Source organism: Agarivorans sp. B2Z047 (genome assembly GCF_023373605.1).
GTDB classification, from domain to species: Bacteria; Pseudomonadota; Gammaproteobacteria; order Enterobacterales; family Celerinatantimonadaceae; genus Agarivorans; species Agarivorans albus.
Map to the genome: position 1 here is coordinate 2,568,777 of NZ_CP088080.1, position 15,582 is coordinate 2,584,358.

The following is a 15,582-nucleotide window of genomic DNA, read 5'->3' on the forward strand; positions in this document are numbered from 1 at the left end:
GTTAGCTGGCCTAAGCATACAAAGTTTTTTGAGTTTTGTCCTTTGAATAAAGCGACGGTTTGGCTAAAAGCCTGCATGGAAATCAGTTACACTTTGCCGATACTACAAAAGGTAAGCTGTATGACATATCAAACCGCATTCAACCAACAAGATTTTATGGCTAATTACTGGCAACAGCGTCCTTGTTTGTTAAAACAAGGCATGCTTGATTTTGTTGACCCACTTAGCCCGGAAGAACTTGCTGGCTTAGCGATGGAGGCTGATATTCAAAGCCGATTGGTAACATGTCACGAGCAGCAGTGGGAAGCTCATCTAGGACCATTCGAAGACTTTGCATTGCTGGGGGAGTCACATAGTTCGTTGTTGGTTCAAGGTGTCGACCATTGGCATAGCGAAGTGGCAAAACTAGCTGCGGCGTTTCAGTTTATCCCTAACTGGCGATTTGACGATGTGATGATTTCTTACTCTACCGTTAAGGGTGGTGTAGGACCGCATATCGATCAATATTGCGTATTCATCATCCAAGGACAAGGTAAGCGACATTGGCGTGTTGGCCAAAAGCAAATTCTTAAAGAGTTTGCCTCTCATGATAAGTTAAAACACTGCGAAGACTTTGTGGCTGAGATTGATGTGGTACTCGAAGCCGGCGATGTATTGTATATCCCACCGGGCTGCCCGCATGAAGGTTACGCGATAGAACCTTCGATGAATTATTCGGTGGGCTTTAGAGCGCCAAATGCTAAAGATTTGGTCACTGGGTTTGCCGATTATCTTCTGCAACACGAAACTAGTTCACAACGGTTTGCTGATCCTCAGCGCCAAGAAACTAATGAGTTTGGTCGCGTAGCCGAGAACGATACCTTGGCACTTAATAAGCTTATGCAGTCTTTAATCAACTCTCCTCAAGCCAGTGCGCATTTTTTAGGTGAGTACCTTAGTGATTCATCACATAGCTCTGACATTGTAGTGCTAAGTGGCAGCGATCAAGAGTTAGCAATGAGTGATCTGCGCCAATTGATGGAACAGGGCGCTGAGTTAAAACGAACCGCGGGCATTAAGGCCTTGTACCTTGATGTATTGCCTTACGAGCTGTTTGTTGATGGGCAAAGTTATGCGGTGCCCAATTGTTCTTGGGCTTTAGCAAAAAACATGTGTGATAGTACCGCCTTAGACACTCATTCGTTGCGGGCATTTAACGAAGATGAACACCAGCTTGATTGGCTGTTAGAGCTACTCAACGCCGGCTATTGGTATTTTGATGAACAATAGTTTTTAACCAAATCATATTCATTCTTTCGTTAAGTTTGACCAAAGCGTATCTGAGAATGAAAGTTGTTTAGAGCTCGCGAATCGCTAGCAGTTAGCGAGCTTTCTGGTAAAATCCCTCAGCAAATTAATGTTCCCCGTAAAAATCAGTGTGTAAGCCAGCTTGTTCGTTGATTTTTCGCTCTTAAATAGAGGACTGTTTACCATGAGTCTTGCTGATAAAGTATTAGCAGTGAATAACGATTTACCCATTCGCACCGACGCGCCCGTTCATAGCGGTAAAGTACGTTCGGTATATTGGCTAACTGAAGCTGATAGTAAACGACTCATTAAAGAAAAAGCTTATGATGTTGCCGCCGACACACCACTAGCAATTATGGTAATCAGCGACCGAATTTCAGCCTTTGATTGTATATGGCACGGCGAAGAGGGCCTTAAAGGTGTACCAGGCAAAGGTGCTGCACTTAACGCAATTTCTAACCATTGGTTTAAGCTTTTTAAAGAGCAAGGCTTGGCCGACAGCCACATTCTGGATATTCCTCATCCCTTTGTTTGGATTGTTCAAAAAGCACGCCCGGTAATGATTGAAGCGATTTGTCGACAGTACATTACGGGCTCTATGTGGCGTGCTTATGAGAAAGGTGAGCGTAACTTCTGTGGTATTGATTTACCGGAAGGGCTACAACGGGATCAAAAACTGCCAGAGATTCTCATTACCCCGTCTACTAAAGGTATTCTTCAAGGGATCCCTGGCGTGCCAGAAGCCGACGACGTAAATGTAACGCGTAGAAATATCGAAGATAACTTCGCAGTATTTAACTTTAAATCTGCTAACGATATCGATGTTTACGAAAACCTACTTAAACAAGGTTTTGGTGTAATTAGTCAGGCATTAAGCGATATCGACCAAGTATTTGTTGATACCAAATTTGAATTTGGCTACGTGACCGATGCTCAAGGCCAGGACAAGTTGATATACATGGATGAAGTTGGCACACCTGATTCATCACGTATTTGGGATGGCCCAAGTTATCGTGAAGGTAAGGTTGTCGAGAACTCTAAAGAAGACTTCCGCCAAACCTTACTTAGCTACTTCCCAGATCCAGACATTCTGTTAAACAAAAACCGTATGCCAGAGCGTGAAGCCTTAGCGCGAGATAACAATTTGCCGGTTGAAGTATTAATGAAAATATCTGAAACCTATACAGGCATTGCCGAAAAGATCACTGGTGCGCCAATCACCATTGGCGACAATCCAAAGCAAGAAGTGATTGATATTCTTCGTAAAGATTACGATTTAATCGTTGATTAGAACGATAATGCAAAGTTAAAGAGCAGGGCAATGCCTTGCTCTTTTTTATTGTCTTCTCTTAACCAAGCTGTTCTAGTGCGTTAGTTAAGGCCGTTTCATCTTGCTTAAATACTGCTTCAGAAATCTCGCTTACCTGCTGGTTTAGTTGATCCGATGCAAATTTCTCTGCTCCAAATGCCAGCTGTTGTACTTGCTCTTGTGCCTCTTTCCATCTTTGCTGCTTGGCAAACTCTACAATGAGAGAAGAACGATTTTTGTTTTCGATACTGAATACGTTTTTTAGCGCAAGCAAGTAGGGCTCATTATCTGCTTTTGTGGGCGAAGCCACAGCTTGGTTATCCGGCTTGGGTTTTGGTTCGCTAGGGCTTAAGCCGCTAAGACTCTCAATTAAGCGAAGGTAGCTATATTCCGAAAGAGCATGAGATGATAATAGCTGCTCATCGGCGCACAAGCCTTCTAATGCCTGCCCAAAGTGTTGATTTAATACCAACACATCGCGGATATCGCTTTCTGTATTGGATTCGCTTATCAAATAGTAATGTAAGCCCGCTAAATCTGTGGCATCAAAACCTTTAGCGTTGTTCACTAATAGCAGTAAGCGAAGCTCAGGTTTGTACTGTTGTATTTGTTGAATACGGATCGGCGTGAGCTCGCTGCTTTCTAGTAACAAGTAATCAACTGTGCCGAGATTCTTAATCTGGTTATAAGCTTCTTGCCAAGCACGATGCTGCCATTTAATGGCAATGTCACCTATGTGAGTACTTAAGTGCTCAAATCGGTGCTTTGATTGGCTAAATGAGGCAATTGAGAAGTTGCTTGGTGTGTTTGGCTCATCATCGGCCGATGCTGCAATGGCTACTTCAGCTAGGTCTTCGATAGTTTGTTGCTCTTCTTTATCGGAATGTTGCTGGAAGAAGCTCGCCATTAAAAAGCTGCACAGTTGATGCTTCAAACAAAATAGTGGCTTAGGTGAAGAGTCGACTTGCGTTGGTGAAGGCAGTTGTTCTGCCACCAGCAATACCTTTAGCTTAATGCCTAGGTCTTCTAACTCAAGGCTTCGCTCAGGTTTGTCAGTTATCACTGTTACCTTGTGATTGGTGGCTACATCTTCGATCTGTTTGAGCTCTACGAGCTCGGCAGATAAAAGTTGCAGTTGAATGCTGATACAACGCTGGAAAAACTCATCGGCAAAATCTACCGCAAAATATTGCACCTCATCACTAGGGCTTTCTACCAATTGGTCCGATGCTATTGTTTCATAGTTTAGGCAAATACTTAAGGAATCTTGGTTTTGTTGCTGACGGCCATTGATTTGTTTTACCAAGGCAGCGCTAAGGGCAATGATTGATTGCTGTAAAGCACTTAATTGGCCGGCGTTTTCGCTATCAACAGAAAAGACTAATTGTTGATCTTCAACCTGCAACTGAATAAGCACTTGGCTGCTGGCTGGGTACAATGAGATCAAGTAAAGCTGCAGATCTAATATCGCAGTTAAATGAGCGCGATTAAGCATGTATTGCGAGCTAATCTCTGGGCTAACTACCAATGCCCAATGCAATTCTTTTGCTTGGTAAAGCGCCGAAAATTGACCGAGCCTCTGCTCAAGTACGTCTAGTACAGACTCCGCTTTAAGCTTTATGCTGGCCTCTTGCTGCTGCCAAGGTAAGCTGCGAATCAAGGTGCTTAAGCGCAACTGCGCGTCTAAGCGTTCTCTATCAGAATGCTCATTAGGTGCTAGAAGCGAGGCCTTGTTACGCTGGTTTAAGGCATCTAAACACCCTGCTTTAAGTGGGCTGTATAAGTCGCTAGGCGTTAAACTTTGTAAAATTTGCTTAGGGTTTTGTTTAGCTTGCTGAGCTTGATTATTTTGGCTAATGGGGTTGATGCTCACTAAGTACAAGCTGTCTTCACTAAAGGGCAGAGCAAGGTGGGTAGCCGCGTAGGTTTTTCCCGTTTTATTTGCTTTAACTAATAGGCAAAACTCCTCAGGGTAAGAGACCAATAACTCCATAAACTCGCCATCTTGAGTATTATCAAGGCTTGGTACTGAGTAGTGTTTATTTAAGTTAATGTTGATGAGCTTGGCTTTGCTTACGTTTAGGTAGTTAAGCCCAATGTTGCTAGCTTCGATAACGTGGTTGTGTTCATCCACGATAAATGCGGCGTTATTAGCATGTTCTAGCAACGCTTTTTTCAAACTGTTCGCGCGGTTAGATAACTCAACCAGCTGCTTCACTTTTTGCTTGTCTTTTTTGTGTTGAGCTTTAGCTGTTTGTAACTCTTTGCTTAGCTTGGCATTGGTTATATCCACCGCCGTTTTTGAGCTAGAGATAACAGGGTCTTGTTTTGCCTGTTGCTTGCTGCTCACTGGCTTATTCGATGTTGGTTTTGCAGGGGCAGTGGTAAACATTCTGCTTACAAAAACACTGAGTAAAATTTGTAGCAACAAGATCCCGGCTAATAGCCGGAATACGACTAAGCGATGTGGCAGCAACCAATGGTAAACATTGGTGGGGCTGGAAAACTCTATCTCGACCCAAGCGATAGGGTTAATTTGGGTAGATGAACGCTTTTGGTTATCAACTTTAGCAGCCAGTTTGTTGGTTTGTTTGCCATCATTTTGTTGCTTTTTACGTGGCGTTCCAGCTTCTGCCATTACTGTGCGACTGCTTTGGTCGGTAACTTTTACATAGTTAACGCTGGGTGATTTTAACAGTTCTTCAGCCAACTCTTTAAGCACTGCTTTATTTTGAATATTAACCGCGCGCCGGGCACTAATTTCAAACAAACTTAGTGCGGTTGTCACTTCCTTCTCGGTGTTGGCTTTTTGCTGCTGATAAAGAAACGGCAACGCTAAGGCGGTGACACTGGCCACAACCAACAAGCAGATTAGGTTGATTAGTAAAGCTGACTTTAAACGAGTACTCACGGGCTTCCTTGCAAGTAAAAGGTATTAAAACAAAAAGGCGCAACCTGCGCCTTTAGTACTAAAATGCATAACCTAAACGTAGATAAATGCTGTCGAACTCAATCTTTCTAAAGGTTTTAGCATTGTCTTGATCACGCTTGTAGTAGTTGTATCCACCACCAATATCCCAGCGTTTATTAAGCGCATAGTTGATGCCTAAGTCTGTCATAAGCACTTCACCGTCGCCATTATTACCGTATTCACCGGTAAATGCGAGGTTCATTTTAGGTGTGAAATTGTAGCCAAAGGTTGCGTTTGCTAAAGGGTAAAATAACCACTCTTCATCGCCTTCTAGCTCTTTGCTAAAGCTTGAGTCGGGGTAAAGTGAAGCTTGCGCATATTGAATTAATAAACCTAAACCTGCTTTACCTATCCATTGTTTACCAAGCTGTAAATCGTACTGCCAATTAACTAAGTTATCCCACACTTGGTATTGCGCATACACATCACCGCCGCCTTCTACTTTGCCTTGATCACGGGCTTCATAGGGCTGGGTAAGGTAACTAAAGCTATGTTGGTCGCTAGCAAACCACGTCCATCTAGCGGCTGCAGTAGTTAGGGTATCCTCTTGGCCAAATTCTATATTCTGCTCAGAAGCAAAGCTGCCAATATCATTAGATTTTAAGCGAGTTGGTCCCAGTAAAAAATCAAATTTAAACTTAGGGTCAAACGTTGTTGGTGGTTTTTTAGAGCGCGTTCCACCTTCAAAAAAGCCATTTGATAAAGAGATTTGTAAACCTTTGGCATCGCCATCAACCATGGGGCTTACTTTAATGTCTTCATCGATGGGGTTAACAAAAAACAGGTTGCTCAAAGTAGCTATACTGGCACCTGCAATTACGTCATCCCAGTAGTGTTTATCACCATGTACTCGGCTCCAACCGGTGTATGCGGCTAGTGCATAAGCGGGCACGCCCCAAGCTGAGCCATAACGAGTTTGGAAGAAAGATGCTCCACTAAATGCAGCAGCGGTGTGACCAGAGGGAAACGAATTGTTTGTGGTAAAGTTAGGCCGGCGTTTGTCTACGGCAAACTTAATACCATGGGTGAATATCATAGTAGTGGCGAATGATTTGGTTAATTGCCAGCTACCTGCGGTATCACCTTTGGCTAAACTCACACCTAGGCCACCAAGGGGCAGTAGAATCTGAGTGTAGTCACCAATTTGTACATAGGTTTCTTCGGCGAGTGCATTGGTACTAAATGCAGATAAAATAGCGGCCGAGATTAAGCTGGTTTTTAGCTTCATTACTTTTTCCTTGTTCAAGTTAGCGATAAATCCTTTATCGCTAATACATCTTCATTAATATCATACGCACAGGAGTGCTGTTTGGTCTACTTGTAACAACTATTTGGTTACTAATATTAAGGGACAAAATCTGTCGCTTTTAATGAATTTTGTTTATCACGCTGTTACATTAGCGTCGCGTAAATTGAGTTTAGTGGAAGTTTAATGAAATACAGCCCCAGCATAGAACAATTGATTAAGTCGCTACAGGTATTACCCGGTGTAGGCCCACGTAGTGCCCAGCGTATGGCTTTTCATTTGTTAGAGCGCAAACGTAAAGATGGCTTACAGCTTGCTGCTAGCATTAGCAATGCAATGGACGTAATTGGCCACTGCAAGGTGTGTCGCAATTTTGCTGAGGAAGAACTGTGTCCTATTTGCCAATCGCCCAAGCGGATGAGTAAAGGGGTAATCTGTGTGGTTGAAACCCCAGCCGACGTTGCTGCTATTGAGCAAACCGCACAATTTTTTGGTAGTTACTTTGTATTAATGGGCCATCTTTCACCACTCGACGGCATTGGCCCTGGCGAGCTGCACTTAGATAAACTGGAACAGCGCTTCGCCCAAGAAGAGGTAGCAGAATTGATCCTCGCAACTAATCCCACCGTAGAAGGCGAGGCTACCGCTTATTACATCGCCGATATGGCCAAGCGTTATCAAATTAAAGTATCAAGAATTGCTCATGGCGTGCCACTAGGTGGTGAGCTAGATAGCGTAGACGGAACTACACTTTCTCACTCCTTGATTGGTCGCCAACAACTCGATTAACACATAATGTTCGGTATTGATAAAGCTCACTTAAGGTGAGCTTTTTTGTTGTTCATTTATAATTTTTTTTCTCGCCTGCTTGAAATCAAAATTGGCTACCCCCATATCGTTTAGCAACTAACGAAGTATGTGTAAAAGCAAGGAAACAATAAGATGACTGATGCAGCTCATGCAGAAACTCATGGCTTTCAAACTGAAGTAAAACAATTACTTCAGTTGATGATCCACTCTCTATATTCAAACAAAGAAATTTTCTTACGCGAATTAGTCTCTAATGCAGCCGATGCTGCCGACAAGCTGCGTTTTAAAGCGCTAGAAAACAACGCTTTATTTGAAAATGATGGTGACTTACGTGTACGTGTAAGCTTCGACCAAGAAGCTAAAACTATTACTTTGTCGGATAACGGCATTGGTATGACCCGCGATGAAGTTGTTGAGCATCTTGGTACTATTGCTAAGTCTGGCACTAAAGAATTTTTTGGTCAGTTAAGTGGCGACAGCGCAAAAGACTCGCAACTAATTGGTCAATTTGGTGTTGGTTTTTACTCGGCATTTATCGTAGCCGATAAAGTAACCGTTGAAACTCGTGCTGCAGGTGCAGAAGCTAGCCAAGGCGTACGTTGGGAAAGTGCTGGCGAAGGTGATTACACCGTAGCCGGCATTGCTAAAGAAGGCCGCGGTACCGATATTATTCTTCACTTACGTGAAGACGAACATGAGTTCCTAGATAGCTGGAAAGTCCGCTCTATCATCACTAAGTACTCAGATCATATTTCTATCCCAGTTCAAATGTGGAAAGACGAAACGCCTGAGTCTGAAGGTCCAGACGGTGAAAAAGTTGCAGCTGTGCCAGGTGAATGGGAAGCCATTAACAAAGCAACTGCTTTGTGGACACGCGGTAAAAACGACATCTCTAAAGACGAGTACAACGAGTTTTACAAGCACATTTCCCATGACTTCGCTGATCCACTCACGTGGGCGCACAACAAAGTTGAAGGTAAGCAGGATTACACCAGCTTGCTTTACATCCCAAGCAAAGCCCCATTTGATATGTGGAACCGCGAGCGTCAACATGGCTTGAAGCTGTATGTTCAACGCGTATTTATCATGGACGACGCTGATGAGTTTATGCCGGGTTACCTGCGCTTTGTGAAGGGTGTGTTAGATTCAAACGATCTGCCACTAAACGTATCACGTGAGATCCTTCAAGATACTAAAACAACCGCTAACTTACGTAGCGCTTGTACTAAGCGTGTTCTTACTATGCTTGAGCGCATGGCGAAGAACGATGCTGAAAAATACCAAACGTTCTGGGCTGAATTTGGCCAAGTGCTAAAAGAAGGTCCAGCTGAAGACTTCGCTAACAAAGACCAAATTGCTAAGCTACTGCGCTTTGCTTCTACTAATAGCGACAGTGCTGAGCAAAATGTTTCATTCGCCGATTACATCGAGCGCATGAAAGAAGGCCAAGACAAGATTTACTACGTAACGGCCGATGGTTACGCAGCCGCTGCTAACAGCCCGCATTTAGAAATCTTCAAGCGTAAAGGCATTGAAGTATTGTTAATGCACGACCGTGTAGATGAGTGGTTAATTAGCCACTTGCCAGAAGCTGAAGGTAAAACCCTTGTTTCGGTAACTAAGGGTGATTTAGACCTTGGCGACTTAGATGACGAAGAAACTAAGAAGCAGAAAGAGCAAGACGAAAGCGAATACGCAAGCTTTGTTGAGCGCATGAAAGAAAGCTTAGGTGATAAGGTTAAAGATGTTCGTTTAACTTACCGTTTAACCGATACGCCTTCTTGTATCGTGGTTGATGATAATGACATGAGCACTCAAATGCAGAAGTTGATGCAAGCTGTTGGTCAAGATGTACCTGATCAAAAATACATTTTTGAATTAAACCCTCAGCACGCTTTAGTTAAGCGCGTTGCCGATGAGCAAGACGAAGCTAAATTTGCAGAGTGGGCGAGCTTACTATTGGATCAAGCAACCCTTGCTGAGCGTGGTAGCTTAGAAAACCCTTCTGAGTTCATTAAGCGAGTTAACCTACTTTTAGCTTAAACATACTCTAAAGAATAAAAGGCAGCACTTGGTGCTGCCTTTTTTGTTGCTAGCTGATTTGGGCTTTTTTCCAAAAATAAAACGATTATTCATAGACTTGATTGTGGAATTACAGGTCAGATGACTTATAAGCAATTGCGGAGGATGAGTTCACAGATAAAGCACTGAATCGTTGCTACACTAAACAAAAAAATAATAACGGAAAGGTAGCTAACATGCGCAAAGTAGTGCTGATTTTAGGCTTAATGTGTACGCTTTCTCAAGCTAACGCAAAAATCACATTGTGGAATGCCCATAACCCATCTCAATACCTCGACAATGCCATTGCTGAATTTGAAAAACAGTCCGGTGTAACCGTTGAAAAAAACAACTTCTTGTCAGAACGATTACGCGAAGAGGTGCTTAACCAAGCCCGCACTAATACCTTGCCAGATATTCTTTACGTGCCTAGTGATTTTGTTGGCATGCATGATTTGATTTCTTTAGCACCGGTGCCTAAAGACTGGATTATTCCGCAAACAGAACCGCGGGTGCTTAAAGCGGGTTTTACCGACAACGAACAATATGGTGTGCCGCTATTTCAAGGCAATCACTTGGTGCTTTACTACAACAAAGACTTAGTGAAACAACCCGTAAGCTCATGGGCCGAGTTATTAGAGCAGCAATCAGCGCTTAGCCAAGGTGTGCAACAAGCTATTGTTTGGAACTACTCCGAGATGTATTGGTTCATTCCATTCTTAACCGCATTTCAAGGTTGGCCACTTAACGATGGAAAAATAACCCTAGATACCAAAGAAATGCAGCAAGCCTTAACTTTCTATAAACAGCTTAAAGATATCGGCTTGGTTGACCCCAAATGTAATCACGATTGCAGTGTAGAACGTTTTAAGAACGGTCAGTCCGCTTATATGATTAACGGCGATTGGATATATAAGGAATTGAAACAAACTATGGATGAGCGGCTAGGTGTAAGCACCTTGCCTGATATTGAGGGAAGCCCAATGCTGCCGATGTTTTCTGGTTATGTGTTAGCTTTTCCTCGTCTCTCAACGTCAGATGACAATTACCAACAAATTAAGCAATTTAGTGCATTTATGCAGCAGCAAGAAGCACAAAGCATCATTTATCAACAAGGTGGTTTAATCCCTGCTAATGTTGAATTGGTTTCGAAAATAATCAGTGACAACAACCCCAACGAACAAAACATGTTAAAGCAAATGGAAGATACCAGAGCGATGCCCGGGGATGCCGAAATGACCGTGGTGTGGTTAGCCCTAGAACGCGGCTTTAACAGATATATGGATCATAACTATTCAGTCGAACAAGCTACCCAGTTAATGCAAACCATTGCTGACAAAGAAACTCGCAAACGCGGACGCAAAAAATGACAATAAGACTTCGGTCTATCACATTTTTGTTATTGATCTTCGTAGCCATTATCCCGGTTTCGGTGCTCTCTTTTACCTTATATAAACAGATGTACAATTTTGTTTATCAGTCGGTTAATAGCCGTTTGGCGGCTTCTGCAAGCCAGATAACAGCGGAGCTTAAACATAGTAATGAGATTCTCACCAATGGTTTACGTTTGCTTTCTGAGCAAGAGAGTGTAGTAAACGGTATTGACGACCTACTTTATTCGATTCACCTTCCCGATATACTGGGTAACTTTGTGCTCGATGCGCCGCTCATTGAGTCTTTGTACTTGGTAGAAGCCGATGGTTTTGTAGTGGAATCTTATGGTGGAAACATACTTGCGCTTGAGCAATCCAATATTCTGCAACAACGTTTTACCAGTCCCTTCGAAATAAAAGATCTTGAGTCAAAAAGTAAGGTCTATTTGGTTGATAACTACTCCTTGGTTGGCAAAAGCGGCCAGCACCATAGTTTGGTGCATGTGGTGCCTATTTACTCTGATCGTGCCATCGACCGTATCGTTGTAAAAGGCTACCTAATAGCGGTAGTGCCTATATATAAACTAGCGGAAGTTGCTGCCAATCGGCTTGACGATCAAGAAAGCCTAGCGGTGTTCTATCGCGAAGAACAATTGCTTGGGAACCTGATCGGTGATGACGCCTACGATGTTACTCACGCCAGCCGCTTGATTATATCGGGGCGAAACTATCAAAACTCTGTCTGGATTAAAATTAAAGTTGGTCAGCGCTTAGAGAGCCTGGCTAATCAAGTTAAAGAAGCAATGGCGCCTGGCATGGCCAGTAGCATTATTGTTATTGGTCTTATTATTGTGGTGGTGATGCTGTTTGCTCATTTAGTGGCAAAAGCATTTGGGCGTTTGTACGGCCTAATTCGAGATTTTGAAAAAGGCCGAAATGCCGAAGCACTGAACAACGGAAAGCTCGTGATTCGAGAATTTGCCGATGTAGCAAATTTGCTTACCGAAATGAAAGGTACCATTGGTGAACAGTTAAGAACGGTTAATGAGAAAAATGTTGAGTTAGCACGTATCGACAAACTACGGGCAGGCTACCTAGAAGAAGTTCAAAACTTGAATAGCCAACTTGAGTATAAAGTAGAAGAGCGCACCCGAGACTTAGAACTGTCGATGGATAACTTGGCGCAAAGTAACTTCTTTTTTCAACAGCTTGTGCAATTTAGGCGTGTATTGGAAGCCAGCGAGGGTAATCGACAAATTGCTAACGATGCACTTCGTATATTGTCTATGTGTTTTCCAAATACAGGTTTGGTGATTCACCTACCACAATCGCGTGGTCACCGCATGGTGAACGACAGCTTGTCTGTCGAAGTAGAAAGCTTTGAACAGCTTTCTAATCGAGTATCAGAGAAATCTCGGCAGCGTTGGGACCGATTTAGTATCGAGTTCAAACAACAACTAGTGAACGTTTTCGGTATTCGCTGTGGTGGCGGAAAAATGGGTTGGCTACTCATTAATGAACCTAAGTTAAGTGAAGAAAACAGTAACCGAATTCTACTGTTTATTACCGAACTCAGCGCATTTTTAGAAAACCGAACCCTAAACGAAGAGCTGGACCATGTTGCCAGAACCGATTCTTTAACTGGCATTAAAAATCGCCAAGCCTTTGATGAATTGCAATTCTCATTAGAAACGCAACTAGATGCCGAAGTCGGTTTATTTATTATTGACGTGAACGGCCTAAAGCAAATGAACGATGAGAAAGGTCATGAGAAAGGTGACCAGCTGATTATTTCTGTGGCGAGGGTGCTATCAGACTGTTGCGAAGGCTTAACGGGAGACTTCTACCGTATTGGCGGTGATGAATTCGCAGCGGTATTGTCTGGTGAGCAATTAGCATCAGCTAGCGAGCTAAACGAGCGCTTAGCGGCAAGGCAAAATAATCAAGTGGGCATTGACCTAAACAGCTTTGGCGGAGAGCCTTTGGTGAGCTTCTCTGTAGGCTACGCGTCAACTACCGACGTAGACTTTAGTGGTTTGTACAAGCTAGCAGATCAGAACATGTATAGTAACAAACAGCGTTATTATGCAGAGCTTCGTCAAACTGAACTTTAGTCGAGCTTCCCTTGTAGTTCTGGCCTCATCAGTGTAAATTCACGTCTCTTGTAAAAGCACTAAAAACTAGACCAAGGAACAGCAAATTATGCGCATTATTCTTTTAGGCGCTCCAGGTGCGGGTAAAGGTACCCAAGCACAATTTATTATGGAGCGTTACGGCATCCCTCAAATCTCTACTGGCGATATGCTTCGCGCCGCTGTAAAAGCTGGCACAGCTTTAGGCATCAAAGCAAAAGAAGTAATGGATGCAGGGCAATTAGTTTCCGATGAGTTGATTATTGGCCTAGTAAAAGAACGTATTCTTGAAGACGATTGCGAAAAAGGCTTTTTGTTAGATGGTTTCCCTCGAACCATCCCTCAAGCTGACGCAATGAAAGAAGCCGGCATTAACATTGATGCGGTATTAGAATTTGACGTAGCCGACGAAGAAATCGTTAAACGCATGAGTGGACGTCGAGTTCACCCAGGCAGCGGCCGTGTTTACCACATTGTTTACAACCCACCTAAGGTTGAAGGTAAAGACGACGTAAGTGGCGAAGACTTAGTTATTCGCCCAGACGATGAAGAAAGCATCGTACGTGACCGACTAGCTATTTACCACGAGCAAACTAAACCATTAGTAAGCTACTACGGTAAAGAAGCTGAGTTAGGTAACAGCAAATACTTCAAACTAGACGGTACTCAGTCTGTTGAAGCAATTAGCAATCAATTAGTTGAATTACTTGATTAATTGCTAATTACGATTTGCAAAAAAAAGCGGCAATTGCCGCTTTTTTTTATGCCTAAAAATGCCGTACACTGTGTTGTCCACTTTTAGGGAATAGTTGAATGTCACAACATGACAACGAGTTAAAATGTGCCGTAGTATTGGTGAACCTAGGAACACCAGATGAAGCGACACCTAACGCCGTAGCGAAGTTTCTGGGGCGTTTTTTATCAGATAAGCGAGTGGTAAACCTGCCTAAGTTATTATGGTTACCACTGTTATATTGCGTTATTTTGCCCTTGCGCTCACGACGTGTTGCCAAGCTTTACCAACAGATTTGGCTAAAGAATGGCTCGCCCCTTAAAGTTATTAGCGAACAAATTCGCAATAAAGTGTCAGCTAAACTTAGTGATAAGTACGAAGTACATTTAGCCATGACTTATAGCTCACCAGGTATTAAAGAGGTGGTTAATCAGGTGCTAGATGCGGGGCATCAAAAAATACTGTTATTGCCAATGTATCCTCAGTATTCGGTATCAACTACTGCTCCGGTTTTTGATGCTTACGCCAAAGCACTTAAAAATACTTACAACTTGCCTGAATTACGCATGGTTAAAGATTACTATGCCGAGCCAGCTTATATTCAAGCTTTAGCAAATTCGATTAAACAGCACTGGGAGTTAACCGCCCGTGGTGAAGTGTTGTTGTTTTCTTTTCATGGTATTCCAGAGCGCTATGCACGAAATGGTGACCCTTACCCGCAGCAGTGTGAAGATACTGCAGCCAAAGTGGCCGCAGTATTAGGGCTAAAGCAAAATCAGTGGCGCTTATGTTATCAGTCGCGCTTTGGTAAAGATCCTTGGGTTAAACCCTATACCGACCAGTTACTACACCAACTTGCAGAGCAGGGCGTTAAATCGGTAGATGTAATTTCTCCGGCTTTTTCAGCAGATTGCTTAGAGACAATTGAAGAAGTGTCTTGCGAGTTACGTGATGAGTTTTTAGAAGCGGGCGGGGAGCAATATCATTACATTTCAGCGTTAAATGACAATCCCGAACAAGTTGAGTTGTATTGCCAGTTAATTGAGAAACATACCCAAGGCTGGTAGTCACTCGTATAAGCGTTTAAAAAGCCCCGATAGATTAAGGCCTTAATCTATCGGGGCTTTTTTGTTAACGGCCTTTACCTAAGGCATCTTCAAACTCGTAAGGCGACAAAATTAGGCCTTCTTCTTGCTCGTTAGGAAAAACCGCAACATACAGTTCGTCACCGGTTAGGCCTTCGGTCCAGCGGCTGCGCCATTTATTTAGCGAGATTGCTTCGGCTTTACAGTGCTGCCAATCTCCAGTGGCCCAAGCGTCAGCAAATTCTTTACTTGGCCAAACGGGTACGCAGTCTTCATCTTCAGAGTTAAGCATTACGCAGCCATCATCGTCGATTAAGATCCACAATTGATTTTGAGCTTTGCTTTCTTTAATTAAGTATTGCATGCGCGAATGGCTATCGGCTTTAGCAATGTTATTAGCGTCAGACATGGTTCGTCCTCGTTACGATGATAGGCGGTTAGAATAATCCAAATAAACTAAGCCGTCATATAAAAGCGCTAAGCTAGCTCTTGAGTGCTTAGTTTTACGGCGTATTCGCGGAAAGTGGCTAAGCTTATGTGATCTTTGTCTTAATATGTGCGTTGTTTGAGCAAGT

Annotated in this window: 11 protein-coding genes; 8 read left to right on the forward strand and 3 right to left on the reverse strand. The window is 43.1% G+C overall.

Annotated features, from left to right (window positions below; translation table 11 throughout):
• The first annotated feature begins 120 nt into the window (after positions 1-120).
• Both LQZ07_RS11920 and LQZ07_RS11925 read left to right on the forward strand, forming a co-directional pair.
• Positions 121-1,269: a cupin domain-containing protein gene (locus LQZ07_RS11920; protein ID WP_152782549.1), complete on the forward strand. Its 1,149-nt coding sequence runs from the start codon at positions 121-123 to the stop codon at positions 1,267-1,269.
• Between the two features lie 202 nt (positions 1,270-1,471).
• Positions 1,472-2,578: a phosphoribosylaminoimidazolesuccinocarboxamide synthase gene (locus LQZ07_RS11925; protein WP_152782551.1), complete on the forward strand. Its 1,107-nt coding sequence runs from the start codon at positions 1,472-1,474 to the stop codon at positions 2,576-2,578.
• Between the two features lie 58 nt (positions 2,579-2,636).
• Here LQZ07_RS11925 and LQZ07_RS11930 read toward each other — a convergent pair whose 3' ends face one another.
• The gene (locus tag LQZ07_RS11930; RefSeq protein ID WP_152782553.1) at positions 2,637-5,507 is read right to left on the reverse strand and encodes a hypothetical protein; all 2,871 of its coding nucleotides are present in this window, start codon (positions 5,505-5,507) and stop codon (positions 2,637-2,639) included.
• Between the two features lie 58 nt (positions 5,508-5,565).
• Positions 5,566-6,795: a phosphatase PAP2 family protein gene (locus LQZ07_RS11935; protein ID WP_152782555.1), complete on the reverse strand. Its 1,230-nt coding sequence runs from the start codon at positions 6,793-6,795 to the stop codon at positions 5,566-5,568.
• Positions 6,796-6,999: 204 nt separating this feature from the next.
• Between LQZ07_RS11935 and recR the strand changes: the two genes are divergently transcribed.
• From recR to hemH, 6 genes are all read left to right on the forward strand, one after another.
• Complete coding sequence (gene recR / locus LQZ07_RS11940) at positions 7,000-7,602, forward strand: recombination mediator RecR (protein WP_152782557.1); 603 nt, start codon at positions 7,000-7,002, stop codon at positions 7,600-7,602.
• A 153-nt stretch (positions 7,603-7,755) separates the two neighbouring features.
• Positions 7,756-9,666, forward strand: a complete 1,911-nt coding sequence (gene htpG, locus LQZ07_RS11945) for a molecular chaperone HtpG (protein WP_152782559.1) — start codon at positions 7,756-7,758, stop codon at positions 9,664-9,666.
• 215 nt (positions 9,667-9,881) lie between these two features.
• Positions 9,882-11,054: an extracellular solute-binding protein gene (locus tag LQZ07_RS11950; RefSeq protein ID WP_152782561.1), complete on the forward strand. Its 1,173-nt coding sequence runs from the start codon at positions 9,882-9,884 to the stop codon at positions 11,052-11,054.
• Positions 11,051-13,171, forward strand: coding sequence for a GGDEF domain-containing protein (locus tag LQZ07_RS11955; protein WP_152782563.1), 2,121 nt, complete (start codon positions 11,051-11,053; stop codon positions 13,169-13,171). Before LQZ07_RS11950 ends, LQZ07_RS11955 begins: the two co-directional genes overlap by 4 nt.
• An 88-nt stretch (positions 13,172-13,259) precedes the next feature.
• On the forward strand, positions 13,260-13,904 hold the full coding sequence (adk, locus tag LQZ07_RS11960) for an adenylate kinase (protein WP_016401043.1): 645 nt from the start codon (positions 13,260-13,262) through the stop codon (positions 13,902-13,904).
• A 98-nt stretch (positions 13,905-14,002) separates the two neighbouring features.
• Positions 14,003-14,989, forward strand: a complete 987-nt coding sequence (hemH, locus tag LQZ07_RS11965) for a ferrochelatase (RefSeq protein ID WP_152782565.1) — start codon at positions 14,003-14,005, stop codon at positions 14,987-14,989.
• A gap of 64 nt (positions 14,990-15,053) precedes the next feature.
• Here the strand turns inward: hemH and LQZ07_RS11970 are convergent, their stop codons facing one another.
• Positions 15,054-15,416 (reverse strand): DUF2750 domain-containing protein, encoded by a 363-nt coding sequence (locus tag LQZ07_RS11970; RefSeq protein ID WP_152782567.1) that lies wholly within the window; start codon positions 15,414-15,416, stop codon positions 15,054-15,056.
• Positions 15,417-15,582 lie beyond the last annotated feature (166 nt).